This is a genomic window from Pseudomonas indica NBRC 103045 (genome assembly GCF_002091635.1).
Classification (GTDB): domain Bacteria; phylum Pseudomonadota; class Gammaproteobacteria; order Pseudomonadales; family Pseudomonadaceae; genus Pseudomonas_M; species Pseudomonas_M indica.
This window is the reverse complement of sequence record NZ_BDAC01000006.1, coordinates 132,491-152,430: the sequence shown is the minus strand read 5'-3', so window position 1 is coordinate 152,430 and position 19,940 is coordinate 132,491. Positions and strand designations below refer to the sequence as shown.

At 59.9% G+C, this 19,940-nt stretch carries 23 protein-coding genes and 2 tRNA genes; 11 read left to right on the top strand and 14 right to left on the bottom strand.

Annotated features, from left to right (window positions below; genetic code table 11):
- Positions 1-86: 86 nt before the first annotated feature.
- From murI to hemA, 5 genes are all read right to left on the bottom strand, one after another.
- Complete coding sequence (gene murI, locus PIN01S_RS09740) at positions 87-878, bottom strand: glutamate racemase (protein WP_084335455.1); 792 nt, start codon at positions 876-878, stop codon at positions 87-89.
- Positions 868-1,626 carry a molybdopterin-synthase adenylyltransferase MoeB gene (locus PIN01S_RS09735; protein WP_084335556.1) on the bottom strand — a complete coding sequence of 253 codons (759 nt, stop codon included), beginning with the start codon at positions 1,624-1,626 and terminating at the stop codon, positions 868-870. The genes murI and PIN01S_RS09735 overlap by 11 nt, the downstream gene beginning before the upstream one ends.
- Before the next feature lie 8 nt (positions 1,627-1,634).
- A complete protein-coding gene (gene prmC, locus PIN01S_RS09730; RefSeq protein WP_084335454.1) occupies positions 1,635-2,462 on the bottom strand; it encodes a peptide chain release factor N(5)-glutamine methyltransferase in 828 nt (275 codons plus the stop codon).
- A 131-nt stretch (positions 2,463-2,593) separates the two neighbouring features.
- Complete coding sequence (gene prfA, locus PIN01S_RS09725) at positions 2,594-3,676, bottom strand: peptide chain release factor 1 (RefSeq protein ID WP_084335453.1); 1,083 nt, start codon at positions 3,674-3,676, stop codon at positions 2,594-2,596.
- Positions 3,676-4,947, bottom strand: a complete 1,272-nt coding sequence (gene hemA, locus PIN01S_RS09720; protein WP_084335452.1) for a glutamyl-tRNA reductase — start codon at positions 4,945-4,947, stop codon at positions 3,676-3,678. Before hemA ends, prfA begins: the two co-directional genes overlap by 1 nt.
- Positions 4,948-5,133: 186 nt before the next feature.
- Here hemA and PIN01S_RS09715 point away from each other — a divergent pair, with 186 nt between their 5' ends.
- From PIN01S_RS09715 to PIN01S_RS27125, 9 genes are all read left to right on the top strand, one after another.
- Complete coding sequence (locus PIN01S_RS09715; RefSeq protein ID WP_084335451.1) at positions 5,134-6,864, top strand: tetratricopeptide repeat protein; 1,731 nt, start codon at positions 5,134-5,136, stop codon at positions 6,862-6,864.
- Between the two features lie 4 nt (positions 6,865-6,868).
- Positions 6,869-7,504, top strand: coding sequence for a lipoprotein insertase outer membrane protein LolB (gene lolB, locus PIN01S_RS09710; protein ID WP_084335450.1), 636 nt, complete (start codon positions 6,869-6,871; stop codon positions 7,502-7,504).
- Between the two features lies 1 nt (position 7,505).
- Positions 7,506-8,354, top strand: coding sequence for a 4-(cytidine 5'-diphospho)-2-C-methyl-D-erythritol kinase (gene ispE, locus PIN01S_RS09705; protein ID WP_084335449.1), 849 nt, complete (start codon positions 7,506-7,508; stop codon positions 8,352-8,354).
- A gap of 34 nt (positions 8,355-8,388) precedes the next feature.
- Positions 8,389-8,463, top strand: a tRNA-Gln gene (locus tag PIN01S_RS09700).
- Between the two features lie 43 nt (positions 8,464-8,506).
- Entirely contained in the window at positions 8,507-9,448 is a 942-nt protein-coding gene (locus PIN01S_RS09695) for a ribose-phosphate pyrophosphokinase (protein ID WP_084335555.1), read from the top strand.
- A gap of 121 nt (positions 9,449-9,569) precedes the next feature.
- On the top strand, positions 9,570-10,172 hold the full coding sequence (locus tag PIN01S_RS09690; protein WP_084335448.1) for a 50S ribosomal protein L25/general stress protein Ctc: 603 nt from the start codon (positions 9,570-9,572) through the stop codon (positions 10,170-10,172).
- 29 nt (positions 10,173-10,201) lie between these two features.
- Positions 10,202-10,786, top strand: a complete 585-nt coding sequence (gene pth / locus PIN01S_RS09685) for an aminoacyl-tRNA hydrolase (protein WP_084335447.1) — start codon at positions 10,202-10,204, stop codon at positions 10,784-10,786.
- Between the two features lie 41 nt (positions 10,787-10,827).
- Positions 10,828-11,928 carry a redox-regulated ATPase YchF gene (gene ychF / locus PIN01S_RS09680; protein ID WP_084335446.1) on the top strand — a complete coding sequence of 367 codons (1,101 nt, stop codon included), beginning with the start codon at positions 10,828-10,830 and terminating at the stop codon, positions 11,926-11,928.
- Between the two features lie 390 nt (positions 11,929-12,318).
- Positions 12,319-12,465: a hypothetical protein gene (locus tag PIN01S_RS27125; protein WP_244505969.1), complete on the top strand. Its 147-nt coding sequence runs from the start codon at positions 12,319-12,321 to the stop codon at positions 12,463-12,465.
- Between the two features lie 247 nt (positions 12,466-12,712).
- Here the strand turns inward: PIN01S_RS27125 and PIN01S_RS09670 are convergent, their stop codons facing one another.
- Genes PIN01S_RS09670 through PIN01S_RS26295 form a run of 3 tightly spaced genes read right to left on the bottom strand, consistent with a single transcriptional unit; the run spans position 12,713 to position 15,841 of the window.
- Positions 12,713-15,061 (bottom strand): AAA family ATPase, encoded by a 2,349-nt coding sequence (locus tag PIN01S_RS09670; protein ID WP_084335445.1) that lies wholly within the window; start codon positions 15,059-15,061, stop codon positions 12,713-12,715.
- 33 nt (positions 15,062-15,094) lie between these two features.
- Positions 15,095-15,427 carry a hypothetical protein gene (locus tag PIN01S_RS09665; protein WP_084335444.1) on the bottom strand — a complete coding sequence of 111 codons (333 nt, stop codon included), beginning with the start codon at positions 15,425-15,427 and terminating at the stop codon, positions 15,095-15,097.
- A 54-nt stretch (positions 15,428-15,481) separates the two neighbouring features.
- Positions 15,482-15,841 (bottom strand): hypothetical protein, encoded by a 360-nt coding sequence (locus tag PIN01S_RS26295; protein ID WP_139198557.1) that lies wholly within the window; start codon positions 15,839-15,841, stop codon positions 15,482-15,484.
- Positions 15,842-16,078: 237 nt separating this feature from the next.
- On the opposite strand from PIN01S_RS26295, the gene PIN01S_RS09660 reads away from it, so the two are divergent.
- Both PIN01S_RS09660 and PIN01S_RS09655 read left to right on the top strand, forming a co-directional pair.
- Entirely contained in the window at positions 16,079-16,606 is a 528-nt protein-coding gene (locus PIN01S_RS09660; RefSeq protein WP_169715812.1) for a BRO-N domain-containing protein, read from the top strand.
- A 172-nt stretch (positions 16,607-16,778) separates the two neighbouring features.
- Positions 16,779-16,855: transfer RNA gene (locus PIN01S_RS09655), tRNA-Met, on the top strand.
- 45 nt (positions 16,856-16,900) lie between these two features.
- On the opposite strand, the gene PIN01S_RS09650 is transcribed toward PIN01S_RS09655, so the two are convergent.
- The 6 genes from PIN01S_RS09650 to PIN01S_RS09630 form a co-directional block, all read right to left on the bottom strand.
- Positions 16,901-17,497, bottom strand: a complete 597-nt coding sequence (locus PIN01S_RS09650) for a Fic/DOC family protein (protein ID WP_084335442.1) — start codon at positions 17,495-17,497, stop codon at positions 16,901-16,903.
- Positions 17,497-17,667 (bottom strand): YhfG family protein, encoded by a 171-nt coding sequence (locus PIN01S_RS26290; RefSeq protein ID WP_090257192.1) that lies wholly within the window; start codon positions 17,665-17,667, stop codon positions 17,497-17,499. The genes PIN01S_RS09650 and PIN01S_RS26290 overlap by 1 nt, the downstream gene beginning before the upstream one ends.
- Positions 17,668-17,727: 60 nt before the next feature.
- Positions 17,728-18,438 (bottom strand): alpha/beta fold hydrolase, encoded by a 711-nt coding sequence (locus PIN01S_RS09645; RefSeq protein WP_084335441.1) that lies wholly within the window; start codon positions 18,436-18,438, stop codon positions 17,728-17,730.
- 9 nt (positions 18,439-18,447) lie between these two features.
- Complete coding sequence (locus PIN01S_RS27120) at positions 18,448-18,879, bottom strand: hypothetical protein (RefSeq protein ID WP_084335440.1); 432 nt, start codon at positions 18,877-18,879, stop codon at positions 18,448-18,450.
- An 11-nt stretch (positions 18,880-18,890) separates the two neighbouring features.
- Positions 18,891-19,211, bottom strand: a complete 321-nt coding sequence (locus PIN01S_RS09635; protein WP_084335439.1) for a heavy metal-binding domain-containing protein — start codon at positions 19,209-19,211, stop codon at positions 18,891-18,893.
- 209 nt (positions 19,212-19,420) lie between these two features.
- Complete coding sequence (locus PIN01S_RS09630; RefSeq protein ID WP_084335438.1) at positions 19,421-19,744, bottom strand: low molecular weight protein tyrosine phosphatase family protein; 324 nt, start codon at positions 19,742-19,744, stop codon at positions 19,421-19,423.
- Between the last annotated feature and the right edge of the window lie 196 nt (positions 19,745-19,940).

Here is a 19,940-nt window from a genome sequence, read left to right as displayed (position 1 = left end):
TTCTGAAGGTTTGAAGGAAATCGCATATCTACACGCGATTATAGAAGCCTTTGCCTTAAGTAAAAGCAGTGTAAATTTGTGACCGCTCACTCAGGAAAAGATTGCACGTCCGTGCTTTTACCCCACAGCACAGGAAGCACCCTCTCCATCTGCCCCGGCTCCCCACTGGTCCAGAAGCGGGCCGGTTGCGCAGCACTGCCGAGCAATCCACGCTCGTTCAACAGCCGCTCCAGATGCCGCGCCACCGCCGCGCCGGTATCGATCAGGCTCACCGACGCCGGCACCAGCTCGTGCAGCAACGGTTTGAGAAAGGGGTAATGGGTGCAGCCGAGGATCAGCGTGTCGCAGCCTTCAGCCAACAGCGGCTCGACATACCCCCGCAGCAACTCGCGTGTACCCTCCGCCCCCAACTCGCCCGCCTCGATGCACTCCACCAACCCCGGACAGGGCTGGGTGATCACCCGCACGTCGCTGGCGAAGCGGTCGAGCAAGGCGGCGAAGCGCGCGCTCTTCAAGGTGCCGGTGGTGGCGAGAACGCCGACCACGCCACTGCGGGTCGCTTCCGCCGCCGGCTTCACCGCCGGCTCCATGGCGACGATGGGGACATCCGGATAGCGCTCGCGCAGCTCCGCCGCCGCCGCCGCAGTGGCGGTGTTGCAGGCCAGCACCAGCGCCTTGGCGCCCTGCCCGAGTAGGAAGCCGGCGATGGTCGCGCAACGCTCGCGGATGTATTCCGGGCTCTTCTCGCCGTAAGGCACGTGGCCGCTGTCAGCCACATAGAGCAGGGACTCGTTGGGCAGGCGCTCACGGATTTCACGCAGCACCGACAGTCCGCCAACGCCCGAATCGAAGACACCGATGGGCGCGTCACTCGCCATGCACACCTCCGCACACGGTGCAGGCCGGGTCGCGCTTGACCCGCAGCTCACGGAAACGGCTGCCCAGCGCATCCACCAGCAACAGACGCCCGATCAACGGCTCACCGAAACCGGCCAACAGCTTCAAGGCTTCCAGCGCTTGCAAACTGCCCACCAGCCCCACCAGCGGGCCGACCACCCCAGCCTCGCTGCAGGTCAACTCGGCTTCGCTGCCGTGGCCGTAGAGGCAGTGGTAGCACGGGCTTTCCGGCCGGCGCGGATCGAACACCGACAACTGGCCTTCCAGGCGGATCGCCGCACCGCTGACCAGCGGCTTCCCGGCGGCGACGCAGGCGGCGTTGACTGCCTCGCGGGTGGAGAAGTTATCCGAGCAATCCAGCACCAGATCCACCGCCGCCACGGCCGCCGCCAGGCTGTCTTCATCCAGCGCCGTGCGGTGCGGCACCAGTGCCACCTCCGGGTTGATCGCGGCCAGCCGCGCCATCGCCGAATCCACCTTGGGCTGGCCAATGGACGGCGTGTCGTGCATCACCTGGCGCTGCAGGTTGGTCAAATCCACCGTGTCGAAGTCCGCCAGGTGCAGCTCGCCGACACCCGCCGCAGCCAGATAGAGCGCCACCGGCGAGCCCAGGCCGCCGAGGCCGACGACCAATGCCCGGCTGTTCTTCAGGCGCAACTGGCCGTCCACATCGATCTGTTTCAGCAGAATCTGCCGGCTGTAACGCAGCAGCTCCTGATCGCTCAGCATGTCGTCGCTCATGGGAAACTCCCCAGGCTGATCCGTTCATGGCCGCCGAGATCGCGACGGCTCTCCACAGTGATGAAGCCTCGCGCGGCGAACAGGTCGCGCACGGCCGCCGCCTGGTCGAAGCCATGCTCCAGCAGCAACCAGCCACCCGCCTCGAGATAAGCCGGCGCCTGCTCGACAATGGCGCGGATATCGTCCAGCCCATCCGGCCCCGCCACCAGGGCGCTGGCCGGTTCGAAACGGACGTCGCCCTCGCCTAGGTGACGATCGTCCGCCGCGATGTAGGGCGGGTTGGCCAGGATCATCTGGAAGCGCTCGCCGGCCAGGGCGGAAAACCAGTGGCTTTCGCAGAATCGCGCGTTGCCCCGCTTCAGGCGAACCCGGTTGCGCTCGGCCAGAGCCACCGCTTCCGGCACCCGGTCGACGCCGACCAGCGTCCAGCCCGGCCGCTCGCTGGCCAGGGCCAGGGCAATGGCGCCGGTTCCGGTGCCAAGATCGAGTACCCGTGCCGGCCCGGCCGGGAGCAGCGCCAGCGCGGTTTCCACCAGCAGCTCGGTATCGGCGCGCGGGATCAGGGTGTGTGGCGCCACTTCCAGATCGAGACTCCAGAAACCCTGGCGGCCGAGGATATAGGCCACCGGTTCGCCGGTACGGCGGCGTTCGATCAACGCGGCGAATCGCTGCGCCTGCTCACCGGTCACCGCTTGCTCAGGCCAGGTCCGCAGGTAACTGCGCGACTTGCCCAACACATGGGCCAGCAACAGCTCCGCGTCCAGCCGTGCGGTGGGCGAGTCGGGCAGCGTGGCGGCGCTCAGCAGGGATTCGATGGTGGCCATGTTTCTCTCGTAGGTGGATCACGATCCACCGTGCGGGCTCTTGGTGGATGGAAACAAGCGCCACCCACCCTGCGCGCTACAAAATCGCCGCACTCGGCTTGCGGCTTCTAGCTTGCCGCTTACCGCTCTATTCAATCTCCCAGCGCCGCCAACTGGTCGGCCTGGTACTCGCTCAGCAGCGGCTCGATCACCGCCTCCACGCCACCGGCCATGACCTCGTCCAGCGCGTAGAGGGTCAGGTTGATGCGGTGGTCGGTCACTCGCCCCTGGGGGAAGTTGTAGGTACGGATACGCTCGGAGCGGTCTCCGGAGCCCACCAGCAGCTTGCGTGTCTCGGAGATTTCCTTGTGCGCCGCGACGTCCTGCTGGTCCTGCAGCTTGGCCGCCAGCCAGGCCATGGCCTTGGCGCGGTTCTTGTGCTGCGAGCGCTCCTCCTGGCATTCGACGACGATGCCGGTGGGCAGGTGGGTGATGCGGATCGCCGAGTCAGTCTTGTTCACGTGCTGACCGCCCGCCCCGGAGGAACGGTAGGTATCGACACGCAGGTCCGCCGGGTTGATCTCGATGGCCGCCTGCTCGTCCGGCTCGGGCAGCACCGCCACCGTACAGGCGGAGGTGTGGATGCGCCCCTGCGATTCGGTCTCCGGGACCCGCTGCACGCGGTGCGCGCCGGACTCGAACTTGAGCTTGGCGTAGACGTTGTCGCCTTCCACGCGGGAAATGATTTCCTTGTAGCCACCGTGCTCGCCCGGATTCTCCGAAAGAATCTCGACGCGCCAGCCCTGGCGTTCGGCATAGCGCGAATACATGCGGAACAGGTCGCCGGAGAAGATCGCCGCCTCGTCGCCGCCGGTACCGGCGCGGATTTCCAGGAACACGTTGCGGCCGTCGTTGGGGTCCTTCGGCAGCAACATGCGCTGCAGGCGGTTTTCCAGCTCGACCAGTTGCTCCTTGGCCTGGGCCACTTCCTCGGCAGCCATCTCGCGCAGGTCCGGGTCGCTGTCCTTGAGCAGCGCCTGGGCACCCTCCAGGTCGGCCTGGACCTTGCGGAACTCACGGTAAGCCTGGACCACCGGTTCGACCTCGGCGTACTCCTTGGAATATGCGCGGAACTTGCCCTGGTCGCTGATCACCTCGGCGTCGCCGAGCAGCGCGGTGAGTTCTTCGTAGCGGTCGTGGAGGATGTCCAGCTTGTTCAGCAGAGAAGCTTTCATCACGGTTTCTTGTCCGGCGCCCCATCGAGGGCAAAGAGTTCCTGGGCCATGGTCAAAGCGTCGATACGGCCTTCGGCGGAGAGTTTCTTCAATTGCACGCTCGGTGCGTGCAGCAGCTTGTTGGTCAACCCACGGGCCAGGGCGGCCATCACCTCGGCAGGATCGGCACCGTTGCCGAGCAGGCGCAGCGCCTTACCCAGTTCCTCGTCGCGCACCCGCTCGGCCTGCTGCCGGTAGGCCTTGAGCACATCCACTGCAGCCAACTCACGCAGGCGCAGCATGAAATCGTCGGCACCGACGGCGACCAGCTCCTCGGCGGCCTGGGCAGCACCCTGCCGGCTCTTGAGGTTTTCCGCGATGACTTCGTGCAAGTCATCGACGCTATATAAGTAGACGTCATCCAACTCGCCGACTTCGGGTTCGATATCCCGCGGCACGGCAATGTCGACCATGAAGATCGGCTTGTGCTTGCGCTGCTTCAACGCCCGCTCCACCGCGCCCTTGCCGAGGATCGGCAACTGGCTGGCGGTCGAGCTGATGACGATGTCGCTGTTGACCAGCTCTTGGGGAATGTCGGCGAGCAGGATGGCATGGGCGCCGAACTGCTCGGCCAGGGAGCTGGCCCGCTCCAGGGTGCGGTTGGCGACGACGATGCGCTTGACGCCTTGCTCGTGCAGGTGGCGCGCCACCAAGGTGATGGTTTCGCCAGCGCCGATCAGCAGCGCCTGGCTGCGGTGCAGATCACTGAAGATCTGCTTCGCCAGGCTCACCGCGGCGAAGGCCACGGACACCGGGTTCTCGCCAATGGCGGTGTCGGTACGCACCTGCTTGGCGGTACTGAAGGTGGCCTGGAACAGGCGGCCGAGCAGCGGGCCGACGGTGCCGGCCTCGCGGGCCACCGCGTAGGCGGACTTCATCTGGCCGAGAATCTGCGGCTCGCCCAGCACCATGGAGTCCAGCCCCGAGGCGACACGCATCATGTGGCGCACGGCGGAATCGTCCTGGTGGACGTAGGCACAAGCGCGCAGATCGTCGAGGCTCAGTTGGTGATAGTTGGCCAGCCAGGCGAGCACGGCATCCACTTCCAACTGCTCCTGCTCGAGGTACAGCTCGCTGCGGTTGCACGTGGAGAGGATCGCCGCCTCACGGCTCGGCGTGACCCGGCAGAGCTGCTGCAAGGCCTCAACCAACTGCTCCGGCGTGAACGCCACGCGCTCGCGGACGTCCACCGAGGCGGTCTTGTGGTTGATACCAAGGGCGAGGAAGGCCATGCGGAATCGCTGATCGGAAACGGGAAGCGCGCAATTGTCCTACTTCGTCTGAGCGAGAACAACCATTGCGCTCTATTGTCCCAATAGGCAAGTTTCGCCCGAACGCGGATCGGCCTTGCCCCATGGGCTTGCCCGACGGCTTGTGTCATGATGCTCCGACCGCAGGTTAGTCGCCCTTCCTTATCTATGAATAAATCCGTTGCGTTGCTGACCGCCCTCCTCTTTCTCGGCGGCTGTCAGACTTTGTTCCCTTCCGACACCGACGGCACGCCGCCCGTGGAGGACGCCAGCCCGGCGCCCGAGGAAAGCAAGCCGCAGGTCTACGGCTCGTTCAGTCGCGAAGCCCTGTTCGCCTTGCTCACCGCCGAACTGGCCGGCCAACGCAACCGCTTCGACATCGCCCTCGGCAACTACGTGCAGCAGGCCAATGCGACCCAGGACCCGGGTGTCGCCGAACGGGCCTTCCGCATCGCCGAATACCTCGGCGCCGAGCAGGCAGCCCTGGATACCGCGCTGATCTGGGCGAAGAACGCGCCGGACAACGTCGACGCCCAGCGCGCCGCTGCCATCCAACTGGCCCGGGGTGGCCGCTACGACGAATCCATGACCTACATGGAGAAGGTCCTGCAGAAGCAGGGCGACACCCACTTCGACTTCCTCGCCCTGTCCGCTGCGGAAACCGACCCGGATACCCGCGCCGGCCTGCTGCAGAGCTTCGATCGCCTGCTGGAAAAATCCCCGGACAACGGTCAGTTGCTGTTCGGCAAGGCGCTCCTGTTGCAACAGGACGGCCGCTCCGAAGAAGCCCTGGAACTTCTGGAAGACCAGCCGGCGAGCCAGCGCGAAATCGCGCCGCTGCTGCTGCGTGCCCGCCTGCTGCAAAGCCTCAAGCGTGGCGACGAAGCCATTCCGCTGCTGGAAAAAGGCATCAAGCAGCACCCGGACGACAAGCGCCTGCGCCTGACCTACGCCCGCCTGCTGGTCGAGCAGGACCGTCTCGACGACGCCAAGGGCGAGTTTTCCTCCCTGGTCCAGCAATTTCCCGACGATGACGACCTGCGCTTCTCCCTCGCCCTCGTCTGCATGGAAGCCAAGGCCTGGGACGAGGCGGCGGTCTACCTCGAAGAACTGGTGGAGCGGCAGAGCTACGTGGACGCCGCGCACTTCAACCTCGGCCGCGTCTACGAAGAACGCAAGGACCCGGAAAGCGCCCTGATCGAATACGGCCTGGTCGGCCCCGGCAACGACTTCCTGCCTGCGCAATTACGCCAGACCGAAATCCTGCTCGACAGCGGCCGCGCCGAAGAGGCCTCCGCCCGCCTCGCCAAGGCGCGCGACACCCAGCCGGACTACGCCATCCAGCTCTACCTGATGGAAGCCGAAGCCTTCAGCAACCGCCAGCAGACCGACCGCGCCTGGAATGTGATTCAGCAGGGCCTGGAACAATTCCCCGAAGACCTCAACCTGCTCTATACCCGCGCCATGCTTGCCGAGAAGCGCAACGACCTGGCGCAACTGGAGAAGGACCTGCGCTTCGTCATCGAACGCGAGCCGGACAACGCCATGGCCCTCAACGCCCTGGGCTACACCCTCGCCGATCGCACCACCCGCTACGAAGAAGCGCGAACGCTGATCGAACAGGCGCACCAGTTGAATCCGGAAGACCCCGCCATTCTCGACAGCCTCGGCTGGGTGAATTTCCGCCTGGGCAATAACGCCGAGGCGGAACGTCTGCTACGCCAGGCCATCGAACGATTCCCGGACCATGAAGTGGCCGCGCACCTGGGCGAAGTCCTCTGGACCAGCGGCAAGCAGCGCGAGGCGCGGCAGGTCTGGGCCAAAGCCCTGAAAGATCAACCCGACAGCCCGATCCTGCGCAGCACGCTGCTGCGCCTGACCGGCTCGGAGACGCTCTGACGCCATGCTTTTCCGCTCCCTCATCGCCATTGGCCTGATCGCCCTGCTCAGCGGCTGTGCCGGCCTGACGTCCCGCGAATCCCTGCAAGGCCAGGGCAACCCGGCCTTGTGGAAAACGCACAAGGAACAGATCGCCCAGCTCGATGCCTGGCAGATCAGCGGCAAGGTCGGCATCCGCGCACCGCGCGACGCCTCCGGCAAATCCGCCAGCGGCAGCGGCACCCTGTTCTGGCTGCAACGCCAGGATTACTACGACATCCGCCTCTCCGGCCCCCTCGGCCGTGGCGCCGCCCGCCTGACCGGGCGGCCCGGCGAAATCGTCCTGGAGGTCGCCAACCAGGGCCGCTACCAGGCGGAGTCGCCGGAAGCCTTGCTGGAAGAACAACTGGGCTGGAAGCTGCCCGTCTCCCACCTGCTCTGGTGGGTACGCGGCCTGCCGGCTCCGAAATCTCGGAGCCAATTGACCCTCGACAGCGAAAGCCATCTGCAACGCCTCGAGCAGGACGGCTGGGAAGTCGACTACCTGCGCTACGCCGAGCAGAACGGCTACACCCTGCCGGAGCGCCTCAAGCTGCGCGGGCACGACCTGGAAATCACCCTCGTGGTAAAGGACTGGCAGCCGCGCCAGCTCGCCCAGTGACATGACCCCACAGCTGACCCTGCCGGCGCCGGCCAAGCTCAACCTGATGTTGCACATCCTCGGCCGCCGGGCCGATGGCTATCACGAGCTGCAAACGCTTTTCCAATTCCTCGACCATGGCGACGAACTCGGCTTCGCCGTGCGCGAGGACGGCGCAATCCATCTGCACGCCGACATCCCCGGCGTGCCCCACGACAGCAACCTGATCGTCCGCGCCGCCCGTCAACTGCAACGCGAGAGCGGCTGCCCGCTGGGCGCCGACATCTGGCTGGAGAAGCGCCTGCCCATGGGCGGCGGCATCGGCGGCGGCAGCTCGGACGCGGCCACCACCCTGCTCGCCCTCGACCGGCTCTGGCAGCTCGGCTGGAGCGAAGACCGCCTAGCCGCCCTTGGCCTGACGCTGGGCGCGGATGTCCCGGTGTTCGTACGCGGGCACGCCGCCTTCGCCGAAGGCGTGGGGGAAAAACTCGTCCCGGTGGAGCCGGAAGAGCCCTGGTATCTCGTGGTCGTTCCGCAAGTCTCTGTCAGCACAGCAGAAATTTTCAGCGACCCGGAGTTGACACGGGATACTCCGGCCATTACAGTGCGCACCGTTCTCGAGCGGGGCGGTCGAAATGACTGTCAGCCGGTGGTCGAGAAGCGTTACCCAGTTGTTCGTAACGCTTTGATCTTGCTAAACAAATTCGTTTCAGCTAGATTAACCGGCACTGGTGGTTGCGTGTTTGGGGCCTTCCCTAACAAAGCCGAAGCTGATAAAGTCGCGGCCCAACTTCCGGTCTCCCTGCCAGCTTTTGTAGCCAAGGGAAGCAACGTTTCGATGTTGCACCGAAAGTTACAGGAACTGTCCTGAGAAGGATGTGCAAAGCGCATCCATAGCGTGATACAGGGGCGTCGCCAAGCGGTAAGGCAGCAGGTTTTGATCCTGCCATGCGTTGGTTCGAATCCAGCCGCCCCTGCCATTTCTTATTTCATCAGGTCCACCTCAGCCGGCAGGTACTGCGCGTGTCCAAGATGATGGTCTTCACGGGGAACGCAAACCCCGATCTGGCACGGCGTGTCGTGCGTCAGCTGCATATCCCCCTCGGCGACGCCTCCGTTGGCAAATTCTCCGACGGCGAAATCAGCGCGGAAATCAATGAAAACGTTCGTGGTAAAGACGTCTTCCTGATCCAGCCGACTTGCGCGCCCACCAACGATAACCTGATGGAACTGGTGGTACTGGCAGACGCCTTCCGCCGCTCCTCGGCTTCCCGAATCACCGCTGTGATCCCCTACTTCGGCTATGCCCGCCAGGACCGCCGCCCGCGTTCCGCCCGCGTGGCGATCAGCGCCAAGGTAGTCGCGGACATGCTGACCGTCGTCGGCGTCAACCGCGTCCTCACCGTTGACCTGCATGCCGACCAGATCCAGGGCTTCTTCGATATCCCCGTGGACAACATCTACGGCTCCCCCGTTCTGGTGGACGACATCGAAGACCAGCGTTTCGACAACCTGATGATCGTCTCCCCGGACATCGGCGGCGTGGTACGTGCCCGCGCAGTCGCCAAGTCCCTGGGTGTCGACCTGGCGATCATCGACAAGCGCCGCCCGAAGGCCAACCAGTCCGAAGTGATGCACATCATCGGCGACGTCGAAGGCCGTACCTGTATCCTCGTCGACGACATGGTCGACACCGCCGGTACCCTCTGCCACGCCGCCAAGGCGCTGAAGGACCACGGCGCCGCCAAGGTCTACGCCTACTGCACCCACCCGGTGCTGTCCGGCCGTGCCATCGAGAACATCGAAAATTCCGTGCTGGACGAGCTGGTGGTGACCAACACCATCCCGCTGTCCGCCGCTGCACAAGCCTGTGCGCGTATCCGCCAGTTGGATATCGCCCCGGTAGTCGCTGAAGCGGTCCGCCGCATCAGCAACGAAGAATCGATCAGCGCCATGTTCCGCTAAGCCACTGGCTTACCGACGTCGCTGACGACAAACGCCCCGCCTCCGTGCGGGGCTTTTTGCCCAACCGCCCGAGCGCTGGTCGCAAGCGCTACGGGCGTTTTGGTTATTTTGGAGAACCGTAATGACTGAGTTTGCCCTGAATGCCGAAGTGCGTTCCGACCTGGGGAAAGGTGCGAGCCGCCGCCTGCGTCGTAACGCCAGCCTGGTTCCCGCCGTGATCTACGGTGGCGACAAGGCCCCGCAATCCATCTCCCTGCTGGCCAAAGACCTGGCCAAGCTGCTGGAAAACGAAGCTGCCTTCAGCCACGTGATCACCCTGAACATCGGCAACAGCGCCGAAACCGTTCTGATCAAGGCCCTGCAGCGCCACCCGGCCAAGAGCTTCGTCCTGCACGCCGACTTCCTGCGCGTCGTGGCCGACCACAAGCTGACCGCCCACGTTCCGCTGCACTTCATCAACCAGGAAACCGCGGTTGGCGTGAAGCAAGGCGGTGGCGAAATCTCCCACACCATCAACGAAGTGGAAGTTTCCTGCCTGCCGAAGGACCTGCCGGAATTCATCGAAGTCGACATGGCCAAGGTCGAGCTGAACCAGATCATCCACCTGTCCGACCTGAAAGTGCCGGCCGGTGTGGAACTGGTTGCCCTCGCCCACGGCAACGACCTGGCGGTGGCCAACATCCACCCGTCCCGCGTCGTGAAAGAAGAAGGCGCAGCCGAGTAATCGCACTCGCTCGCTGACAAGGGCTCCTCGTGACTGCCATCCAACTGATCGTCGGCCTGGGTAACCCCGGCCCCGAATACGACCAGACCCGGCATAACGCAGGGGCCCTTTTCGTTGAGCGCGTGGCAGCCGCCAAAGGCGCCAGCCTCAGCGCAGATCGCAAATACTTCGGCCTCGTCGGGAAATTCTCCCATCAGGGCCGCGACGTTCGCCTGCTGATCCCCACCACCTACATGAACCGCAGCGGTCAGGCGGTGGCGGCATTGGCGAACTTCTTCCGCATTCCAGCGGATGCCATCTTGGTCGCCCACGACGAACTCGACATGCCACCCGGCATCGCCAAGCTCAAGCAGGGCGGCGGCCATGGCGGGCACAACGGGCTGCGCGACATCATCGCCCAGCTCGGCAACCAGAACGGCTTCCACCGCCTGCGGCTCGGCATCGGCCATCCGGGGCACAGCAGCCTGGTTTCCGGCTACGTCCTCGGCCGCGCACCGCGCAGCGAACAGGACCTGCTCGACACCAGCATCGACTTCGCCCTCGGCGTGCTTCCAGACATCCTCGACGGGAACTGGACCAAAGCCATGCAGACACTGCACAGCCAGAAGGCCTGAGTTACCTTTTCCACCGAATTCATCTCCGCGAGGGACACACCATGGGATTCAACTGCGGCATCGTCGGCCTGCCCAACGTCGGCAAGTCCACCTTGTTCAACGCCCTCACCAAATCCGGTATCGCCGCGGAGAACTTCCCGTTCTGCACCATCGAGCCGAACAGCGGCATCGTGCCCATGCCCGACCCGCGCCTGGATGCCCTGGCCGAGATCGTCAAGCCGCAACGCGTGCTGCCCACCACCATGGAATTCGTCGACATCGCCGGCCTGGTGGAAGGTGCTTCCAAAGGTGAAGGCCTGGGCAACAAGTTCCTCGCCAACATCCGCGAGACCGACGCCATTGCCCACGTGGTGCGCTGCTTCGAAGACGACAACGTCATCCACGTGGCCAACAGCGTCGATCCCAAGCGCGACATCGAAATCATCGAGCTGGAACTGATCTTCGCCGACCTGGAAAGCTGCGAGAAACAACTGCAGAAAGTCGCCCGCAACGCCAAGGGCGGAGACAAGGAAGCCGTGGCCCAGAAAGCCCTGCTGGAAAAACTGATCCCGCACTTCACCGAAGGCAAGCCGGCACGTACCCTGCTGAAGAACCTCGGCGACGACGACAAGCAACTGGCGCGGGGCTTCCACCTGCTCACCAGCAAGCCGGTGATGTACATCGCCAACGTCGCCGAAGACGGCTTCGAGAACAACCCGCACCTCGACGTGGTGAAAGCCATCGCCGCCGAAGAAGGCGCCGTGGTGGTACCGGTGTGCAACAAGATCGAGGCCGAGATCGCCGAACTGGACGACGACGAGGAAAAACTGATGTTCCTCGAGTCCATGGGCATGGACGAACCCGGCCTGAACCGCGTGATCCGCGCGGGCTACGATCTGCTCAACCTGCAAACCTACTTCACCGCCGGCGTGAAAGAAGTCCGCGCCTGGACCGTCAAGGTCGGCGCCACCGCCCCGCAGGCCGCCGGCGTGATCCACACCGACTTCGAGAAAGGCTTCATCCGCGCCGAAGTCATCGCCTACGACGACTTCATCCAGTACAAGGGCGAAGCCGGCGCCAAGGAAGCCGGCAAATGGCGCCTGGAAGGCAAGGACTACATCGTCAAGGACGGCGACGTGATGCACTTCCGCTTCAACGTTTGATCGTTGTCAGCACATAAGGAACCCCGCTTCGGCGGGGTTTTCTTTGCCTATCGATCCGGCGCCTGTAGGAGCGAATTTATTCGCGATTCCGTCGCGAGCATCGATGCAGATCCGCCAGTGCTTTGGCATCCAGCTCGGCGACCACCGCCGGGAACAGGAGGAATTCTCCCGCTACGCATCGGTGGATATCCTCTTCGACGAACGCCAGACACTGCTCGGCAATATCGACGTGATCCCCCCCGGCCACAGCCTTGGCAACACCTGCTTTCTGGTACACAGCCCGACAGGACAACGCTACCTGTTCACCGGCGACACCTGTACCGCAGCGCGGACGGCAGTTGGAGAGCCGGCTTTATTCCCGGCCACAATACCCCCGAAGACCGCCAGACCATGGCCACCAGCATCGCCGGCCTGCGTGATCTGCAGCCCGACGTGGTAGTCGGTAGCGCCTTCGCCGGCAGCAGCGGCTATCAGGAAATGAGGCGCGGGGAATGGCAGGAGCATGTGGATGGTGCCCTGGAGCGGCTGCTGGGTTAAGGCCTTTCTGCCTTGCACTGAGCCATTTTCGCGTGCAACAAAAAGGGGCTAGCTTGCGCTAACCCCTTGTTTTGTATGGTGGCTACACCGGGATCTGAACCTGGGATATTCTGCATTATGAATCCGCTACGAACCGCCCGACTGAGCCAGAGAGCCCCATAAATTGGGGCTTCTGTCCCTCCCCTATGCTGGCTAGACCAGTTCTTCTCATAGAAAGGACTGGATGTAGTCACCAAATTTCCGGCAACTACGCCACGCTGAGCTCGTTATAGATAAATTCAAAGAAGTCGTTTGCTAGTTGGCGCCTTTCTTCGTCGTTTGAATCTGACCATCTATGATGATCCGGATTTAAGTCCTCTCGCCATGCGTGCGACTTATTTTTTGTAGCATCTGAAATAACTTGAAGCTCATGCAGCTTATCTATCTTCTCGCCCAATTGCATATTAGAAATACCATTTGCAATTATTTGCTTTGCAAAGCGAGAATCTATTTCATACTCCAAAAAAACCCTTAAACAACTTGCATCCGCGAGTCTTGACTGCCCAGATATGAATGACAGTATCTCCACTCTTTTGTTTTCATGATCATTTCTACAGAAGGCTTCAGCATCACCAACCTCAATAGTAGAGTTATCCCCATCTCTGACAATCTGACAAAACATTATCGGCTTACTTTTTTTGTATTTATTCAAAATATCAACAACGGCCGGCTCGTAGTGGGTTAACAAAATGACCTGACATGCCCGCTCTGAAATATTAATGATTTCTCTATTAACCGTGTGCCGTCTGTTCATATCGAATGATGTAACTGGGTCATCCAATACCACCACTGACCTTGCAAGCTCCTCGTCACTTTGATTACTTAGCGACGTCCAAAATACCGCTAAAGCTAGCGCCCTACGATCTGACTCACTAAATATACGATCAATATTCGTTTCGGATATCACCTTACCTCTAAAACTGACTTTCAGATGATATATCGGAACATGACCAGCTCGATTAATAGCCTTGCTTAGACCAAAGTCTCTACTTCCAAATTTTTGGAAATTTTCGTTAAGGGCTGCAAAAAACTTATCTAAATAGTCACTTTGCTCTTTTTGCAACTCTTCCAGCAGCCTAGGAATTTCCTTTTCGAGACTTTCAACTTCCGCCTCTAAAGCTGAAAGCTCTTTGCATTGCCCATCCCGTTCAAATCTTTTGATTTTGAGGTTTTGCATTTCTCCCAGACTTTTTAACTCACCTAGCTCTGTTGCATAATCCGTAAGTCTTAGCTTTTCTTTAAACGCAGCGTAACACTCATTAATCTCAGCACCTAAGGCGTTATACTCTACCTTCGCCGAATTATAGTTATTTAACAGCGACAACAAAGTATCGTATTCAATTTCTCTCACGGCCTGCTGAGGAGCTTCGGACTTTTCTTTTATAGCTGAATCTAGAGACTCTTTAAACGGCCTAAACTCCCCTTCGACAAGCTCTTTAAGCTCTCGAATATCAGCCGCCAACGCCTCAAGCCGTTCATAGCAATCGCCTAAGTCTATATCTGATATGTCTTTATATATAAGCTCTAATTTAGAGTTCTCAGCTATCGTGTCAATTTCTCTTTGCTGAGGCATAGCCTTAACAGTCATCTGATCTTGATCCAAAAGCCTTTTTATAGCTTGATCGCGAAAATCTTGAAACGACGTATCGAAACTTTTCTTATATTGCTCCAGCAGACTAAGCGCCTTATCGCTTAATTCCTGCCCACAGAACTGACATTCCACCCCATTGTTTTGCTCAACCCCCTGCCTAATCCATGCCTCGGCCTTATCTTTTGTCTTGAAGCACCGTTCAATATGCTTTTCAAGCTCTGCTTGAGCTTCAACATTCTCCGTTTGAAACGTGCTTCTTAATACTTCATTTATATCTTTAGCTGAGGTTTCAAATTTACTGCCCTGCTCTACAGGCTTAAAAACTGCCCGCCCAAGTATCTCTTGCAGAGCTTTTTGCTGCCGGCTTTTGTTAGCCCACTCCTCTCGGAGCCGATCACGCTCAGACTCTAGCTCTTCCTTTGTCTTATCAACGGGCAAAGCCAGAAAGTTCTTTACATCAGCAATGTCTGCAAATGCATCTTTCGTCAACCGCGTTCTCGTTCTTACCAGATCGCCTTTTACTTTATTCTTACCTGCAATCAAGTTCGCTTTGTCTACGCCCTGCTTACCTAAAATAAATGCGCTAAATTGTTCTTTAGTGGAGCGCGTAAACTCTCGTGAAGAGAAAAGATTTTGATGGTAAAAATCCTCATCATATATATTGATTCGCTGACCATCTTCGATATTGGCCGACCAGCCACGCTGATTATAAGACACCGCAACTTCTTTGCCGTCCTTTTGAAAACTTAGAACAACCTCTTGCGGGAGCTTATCTTCCGGAATGGATAGCCTCTTTTTTATCAAGACATCATCACCATTCCTTAAACTTTTAAATATATCTGTCAGCGTTGATTTACCATAGGTATTCAAGCCGTAAATTATACTTATCTTGTTAAACTCTATATTCCCAGCCTTACAACCCCTGAACTTCCCTACATTTTGAATCTTGCTTATACGCTTTAACATCGTGCATTCCTTCTGCAACTGATGATTTCACGGTCACCATTCTTTTTGACGCAATCCTTCCGTGCACTCTTTCACGTCATCATCAATGACGTTCCCAGGCTTGATGCATTCCTTCATGGTGCGACGAACCCCGCGATTGGCTTCGCGTTCTCGTTTGTCTTGGGCTTTGAGGTTGGCTCTGGCTGCATCGCCAAGCGGGCCTTTGCTGGCCCCAGCCATGTATTCATTGACCAGCCGGTTCATGGTCTTGCCATAAGCTTCGGCTGCCGGTCGCATTGCCTCACCGATTTGGGTGGCAATGGGCTTGGATTCTTCTGCGAGGGTGGGGCTTGCGGCTAGGGCCAGTGCCAACAGCATCCTTTTCATTGTTCTTCTCCATTCCTTCGGATGTACCAGCGCCTAGCTACTTTCCGGATGAGGCTATCCCGCGGGGTTAGCCAAGGTTCGGTTGGTCTCTTCATCATCAGGGCTGATCTCGCCGTTGGCAGGATCAATACGACCTGTTCTGAGCCATAGAGAGTATTCAGGATAGCGTTCTGCCATCAAGTCCAGTTCGCTTGTCCTCAGATTCGCTCTTTTGTCGTATCTGATCGTCTTGCAGCGTTCCTCCTTGATTCCAGTGGCTTCACTGACTTCTCGGTGCCCGATCTTAGACAAAAAGCGCCTGACTCTATCGTGGGTTGATTCCATAAAAATCTTAAAAAAGAAATGTTGAAATATTCCACCAACAAAGCATGGTGGTATTATTCCACTCAACTGGTTGAGATATTCCACAACCATTTGGGCGCTTCTTCGATTATAGGGAACATTCACATGGAACGACCCAACGCCTAACGGATTTCCGCAACGCACCGTTGTGTACGAAGTACGTGCTAGCTCAGCCCCTGGGCATGGCGCAAATCATCGAAGTGCGTGGCTGGATCGAAAGACACCTTGCCGACTAGCCGTCACCACCTCCACCAACCTGCCCCCCTTTACTCGATATGGGCATGCCTGCCTGAATCAATGGAGAGCTATATGGAAGAAAGCTATTTCCCTCTGCTGCTGATGCGGCATAACCGCCCGCTGCGCGGCGTGATGATCGACCGGCAGCCTTGGGTGTGTGCCAAGGAGTTCGGCCTGTTGATGGGGCATCGGCACCCGGAGCGGATTTGTCGGCTGATGGACGACGATCAGGTATGCACGGTGACGTTCTGTACTCACCGGGGCGACTCGGAGCCTGTTCAGCTATTGAGCGAGTCCGGGCTTTACCGAGCGCTCTGTCGTTTCAGTCATCCCGAGAATCGCGGTCTGCGCCGCTGGCTGACTCATGAAGCCCTGCCCGCCCTGCGCGATGCCTGGGAAGGCCGAGCACAGGAACCCAGGCGCACGCTGATGGCCTGGGATCACCAGCGCATCAGTCTGCTGCAATGGCAGGGCGATCTGTGGATTGCCCTGCGGGACATGCCGCGTTTCGCCCCACCGCCGCAGCCCGGCGAACGCTCCCTGCGGGTGCTGCTGAATCGCTGGTGGCGCGGATGGCCAGTGCCGCGTCGTGACTACTAAGACGCTGGAGCAGCGTTCAAAGCCGACAACGATGCACCTTTCCTCAAGTGCACTGGTACCAGTGGTTTCGTTGCCGACCGCCGCCCCGTAACCGCTTGATGGAACGCCAAAAAATGCCGCCCCTGGAGGGTTGACAGGCGGGTCACGTCCGAGAATAATGCGCGCCTCGAATGGCTACGTAGCTCAGCTGGTTAGAGCACGGCATTCATAATGCTGGGGTCCGGGGTTCAAGTCCCTGCGTAGCCACCATATCCGAAAAGGGGTTAGCGAAAGCTAACCCCTTTTCTTTTTGGTTCAGCCAATCGGCAAACCTATACAGCGATCAAAAATACAAACCAAGCCTTCGTAATCGCATACGACAGCATCGATATTGGCCTGCAGCCATTCTCCCGGCTCCACCGACCACCAACTGATCCCATAACCAGCGTTTACGATGATGTGCTCAAACAGGGTACGCAACGCTCTGCCATTACCATCCCTGAACGGGTGGATCATGTTGAGGTCTCCATACACACCAGCAACAGAAACCACCAACTCGGAACGGCCCACACTCTCGAACCAATTCGCTTCGGACATGCGACTGAAAATCTTGGTAGCCTCGGCCTCAAGGCGAGCGACAGTACAGAAATGCGTTCCACCCTTGGAAATATCTACAGAGCGAATTTCGCCTGCCCATTCATAGACATCGCCAAACAGCTTGCGGTGGATTCTCTGGAGATAAGCAAGATCGTAGGGAGGAAGGTCAAACTCGATCTCGCTGGCTGCAACTTCTGACAATGCACGCTCGGCCTGATTGAGCGCATCTTCACTCATCAGCCCCAAGCGATTACGCAGCACAGACGTCTCGGGATAGCAGTAAGGGTCTTGTCCGACGCCGTACTTATCGATCATCAGCCCTGCTTGCCGTGATAAGCACGCAAGACAGACTCACGGGAAGGCAGCTTGCGTACTGCGTCGGCGGGTGTCACGTCGAAGCCCTCCAGGCGAAGGCTGGCGGCATAGTTCGACTGACGCATCCTGGCGACATAAGCTCTTTTAGCTTGCAAGGACGGTATTGACATCAAAGTTGCCCTCAGGCGCTGCACTAAGTGCAACTATAACGGATATGACAGGCAGTAGCCTCATCTCGTTGATGACTCCGTAGTCTGCCCAATCTCCTGAAGAAATTCCTTGATCACAGCCGCTGCTTCCACCGGGCGGGCCTGCAGCAGGCAATGCGGTCCTGAAATCGGCACGACAGACACAGACGAACAACGTTGCTCGATCAATCGTGCGCTGGCCTCTGGAACCAAGCAGTCCTCAGTAGCGCGCAGGTAGAGCACCGGCGCTTTCACTGCCGACAGCGACGCAGACTCATCGACAGAAGATACCGCTCGCAATCGCGCCCTCAGCACAGAGGGGGATACCCGAGACAATGCGCGCTCCAACAAGCTACGTGACGCAGGCGTGGCGAAGCGGCCAAGGAGAAGGGCTGCAATGAGAGCCCCGGGAATGCTGCGAATCGGAAACAGCGGTAGCAGCGCCTTGAGCCTGCCCAGTAGCGGTCGAGGATTACGCACGAAGGTGCAGCACAGGACGAGACCTCTAACCCGATCTGCAAAGCCCGCCGCGATGGCAGTTGCAATAGGACCGGAAAATGACTCGCCCAACAGCACCAGCGGCCCCTCCGGGAGAGCCGCTTCCACATGAAATCGAATTGCCTGGTAGTCCAGGGGCTCGTCGGTGGGATAGTGGATGACCATGACGCGGACATCACTCCGTAGTGCGTCAATGAGAGGCTGAAAAAGCAGCCCTGTGCCATCCATGCCGGGAAGAAGAACCAACGTCGTCATACTCGGCCCCTACACAGCCGTCCAAGTATTCGCCGCTCCACTCTTGACCCACTCGTATGCCGGCTCCGCGTAGGCGATGACCGACATGCATTCGTTCTGGGTCACGATCAGATACTCCGCCGCACCTGCAGCGGGCAGGATATTGCCCGCGTCACGCTCGAGATCGAGCCAACCACCCTCCGGGATGCGGTGCACGAAGGCACCGTCATCGGATAGTCGCTTCCAGGGAAAGCGAAGCATGGCGCCTTCGTCCAATAGGCGAAAGCCTTCCACCTGATCGAAGACGACATGAATCATGCCCAACACACTCTGATCAGCCTTGGCGTATGCGCGTAAGGCAACGGTCAGCGTCCATTGATCGAAATTCACCGAGGCGATCTCTACGTGCGAAACGTCTTCGGTTTTAACAAACCCATCCAGACCGCTTCTCCACCTATCCACCGCTTCCTCCCTCACTCCACCACCACCGCCGTCCCGCTCGCCGACACCATCATCATGCCGTTGCTCTGCCCCAGCACTTCGTAGTCCAGGTCGATACCGATCACCGCGTTCGCGCCCAGTTCCTGGGCGCGCTGTTGGAGTTCCTGCAGGGCGATTTCGCGGGCGCGCTGGAGTTCTTTTTCATAGGTGGCGGAGCGACCGCCGACGAGGTCGCGGATGCCGGCGAAGAGGTCCTTGAACAGGTTGGCGCCGAGAATCGCCTCGCCAGCCACCACGCCGCAGTAGCGGGTGATGCGCTTGCCTTCGATGCTCGGGGTGGTGGTGATCAGCATGGGGCCCCCTATCTACCTTGATGAACGTGGTTTCAAACACACAGCTAACCTCGCCTTGCGCCATTCGACAAGCTGAGTGAACGAGCCAATTCGAGGTGACTGGTTCGGACCGGAAGCTCGAATCGGTGGCTAACCGTCTTGTACACGAGGACGTTCGCATCAGCACAATGGCGAAACGCTATCCGCAGTATCGGTGGTGGCTCCGCTCTCTACAGGAACCTGCCCACCTTCTCCTCCAGCACCCGCACCAGCACCGGGTCCATGAATGCGTAGTCGTCCGGAATTCCCAGGCAGATCACTCGCTTGTTGCCCAGGTGCGCCTTGAACTTGGAGGAGAGTTTGGTGCGGTGGCTGCGTTCCATGACGAAGACGGTGTCGGCCCAGGCGAGAAGCTCCGGGGTGACGGGGTTATCGGCGTCGTGGTTGATACCGGCGGAGGCGGTTGCGAGGCCGGGACGGTCGGCGAAGAGGTGTTCGGCGGTGGGGCTGCGCAGGCGATTCTTGCCGCAGACGAAGAGGATGTTGTGGGGCATGGGCGTCCTTGGCCTCGGGTGGGTTGGCGGAGAATAGCGTGGCGGTTCGTTGCTCTCCAGGCCCTTGGATGGCGGATGATTGGGTTTGGTGTAGGGCTTGGCTGCGCCCCCTCACCCCAGCCCTCTCCCCAGAGGGGCGAGGGGGTTGGACGTGCTGGGCCGAACGGGGCGGGTTGGCCGCGCCCTCACCTCTCAC

Bases quoted from the DNA above. Each gene is read 5' to 3' on its own strand.
- murI (WP_084335455.1), bottom strand. From the start codon at position 878: ATGGCGAGTGACGCGCCCATCGGTGTCTTCGATTCGGGCGTTGGCGGA.
- PIN01S_RS09735 (WP_084335556.1), bottom strand. From the start codon at position 1,626: ATGCTGAGCGATCAGGAGCTGCTGCGTTACAGCCGGCAGATTCTGCTG.
- prmC (WP_084335454.1), bottom strand. From the start codon at position 2,462: ATGGCCACCATCGAATCCCTGCTGAGCGCCGCCACGCTGCCCGACTCG.
- prfA (WP_084335453.1), bottom strand. From the start codon at position 3,676: ATGAAAGCTTCTCTGCTGAACAAGCTGGACATCCTCCACGACCGCTAC.
- hemA (WP_084335452.1), bottom strand. From the start codon at position 4,947: ATGGCCTTCCTCGCCCTTGGTATCAACCACAAGACCGCCTCGGTGGAC.
- PIN01S_RS09715 (WP_084335451.1), top strand. From the start codon at position 5,134: ATGAATAAATCCGTTGCGTTGCTGACCGCCCTCCTCTTTCTCGGCGGC.
- lolB (WP_084335450.1), top strand. From the start codon at position 6,869: ATGCTTTTCCGCTCCCTCATCGCCATTGGCCTGATCGCCCTGCTCAGC.
- ispE (WP_084335449.1), top strand. From the start codon at position 7,506: ATGACCCCACAGCTGACCCTGCCGGCGCCGGCCAAGCTCAACCTGATG.
- PIN01S_RS09690 (WP_084335448.1), top strand. From the start codon at position 9,570: ATGACTGAGTTTGCCCTGAATGCCGAAGTGCGTTCCGACCTGGGGAAA.
- ychF (WP_084335446.1), top strand. From the start codon at position 10,828: ATGGGATTCAACTGCGGCATCGTCGGCCTGCCCAACGTCGGCAAGTCC.
- PIN01S_RS27125 (WP_244505969.1), top strand. From the start codon at position 12,319: ATGGCCACCAGCATCGCCGGCCTGCGTGATCTGCAGCCCGACGTGGTA.
- PIN01S_RS09670 (WP_084335445.1), bottom strand. From the start codon at position 15,061: ATGTTAAAGCGTATAAGCAAGATTCAAAATGTAGGGAAGTTCAGGGGT.
- PIN01S_RS09665 (WP_084335444.1), bottom strand. From the start codon at position 15,427: ATGAAAAGGATGCTGTTGGCACTGGCCCTAGCCGCAAGCCCCACCCTC.
- PIN01S_RS26295 (WP_139198557.1), bottom strand. From the start codon at position 15,841: ATGGTTGTGGAATATCTCAACCAGTTGAGTGGAATAATACCACCATGC.
- PIN01S_RS09660 (WP_169715812.1), top strand. From the start codon at position 16,079: ATGGAAGAAAGCTATTTCCCTCTGCTGCTGATGCGGCATAACCGCCCG.
- PIN01S_RS09650 (WP_084335442.1), bottom strand. From the start codon at position 17,497: ATGATCGATAAGTACGGCGTCGGACAAGACCCTTACTGCTATCCCGAG.
- PIN01S_RS26290 (WP_090257192.1), bottom strand. From the start codon at position 17,667: ATGTCAATACCGTCCTTGCAAGCTAAAAGAGCTTATGTCGCCAGGATG.
- PIN01S_RS09645 (WP_084335441.1), bottom strand. From the start codon at position 18,438: ATGACGACGTTGGTTCTTCTTCCCGGCATGGATGGCACAGGGCTGCTT.
- PIN01S_RS09635 (WP_084335439.1), bottom strand. From the start codon at position 19,211: ATGCTGATCACCACCACCCCGAGCATCGAAGGCAAGCGCATCACCCGC.
- PIN01S_RS09630 (WP_084335438.1), bottom strand. From the start codon at position 19,744: ATGCCCCACAACATCCTCTTCGTCTGCGGCAAGAATCGCCTGCGCAGC.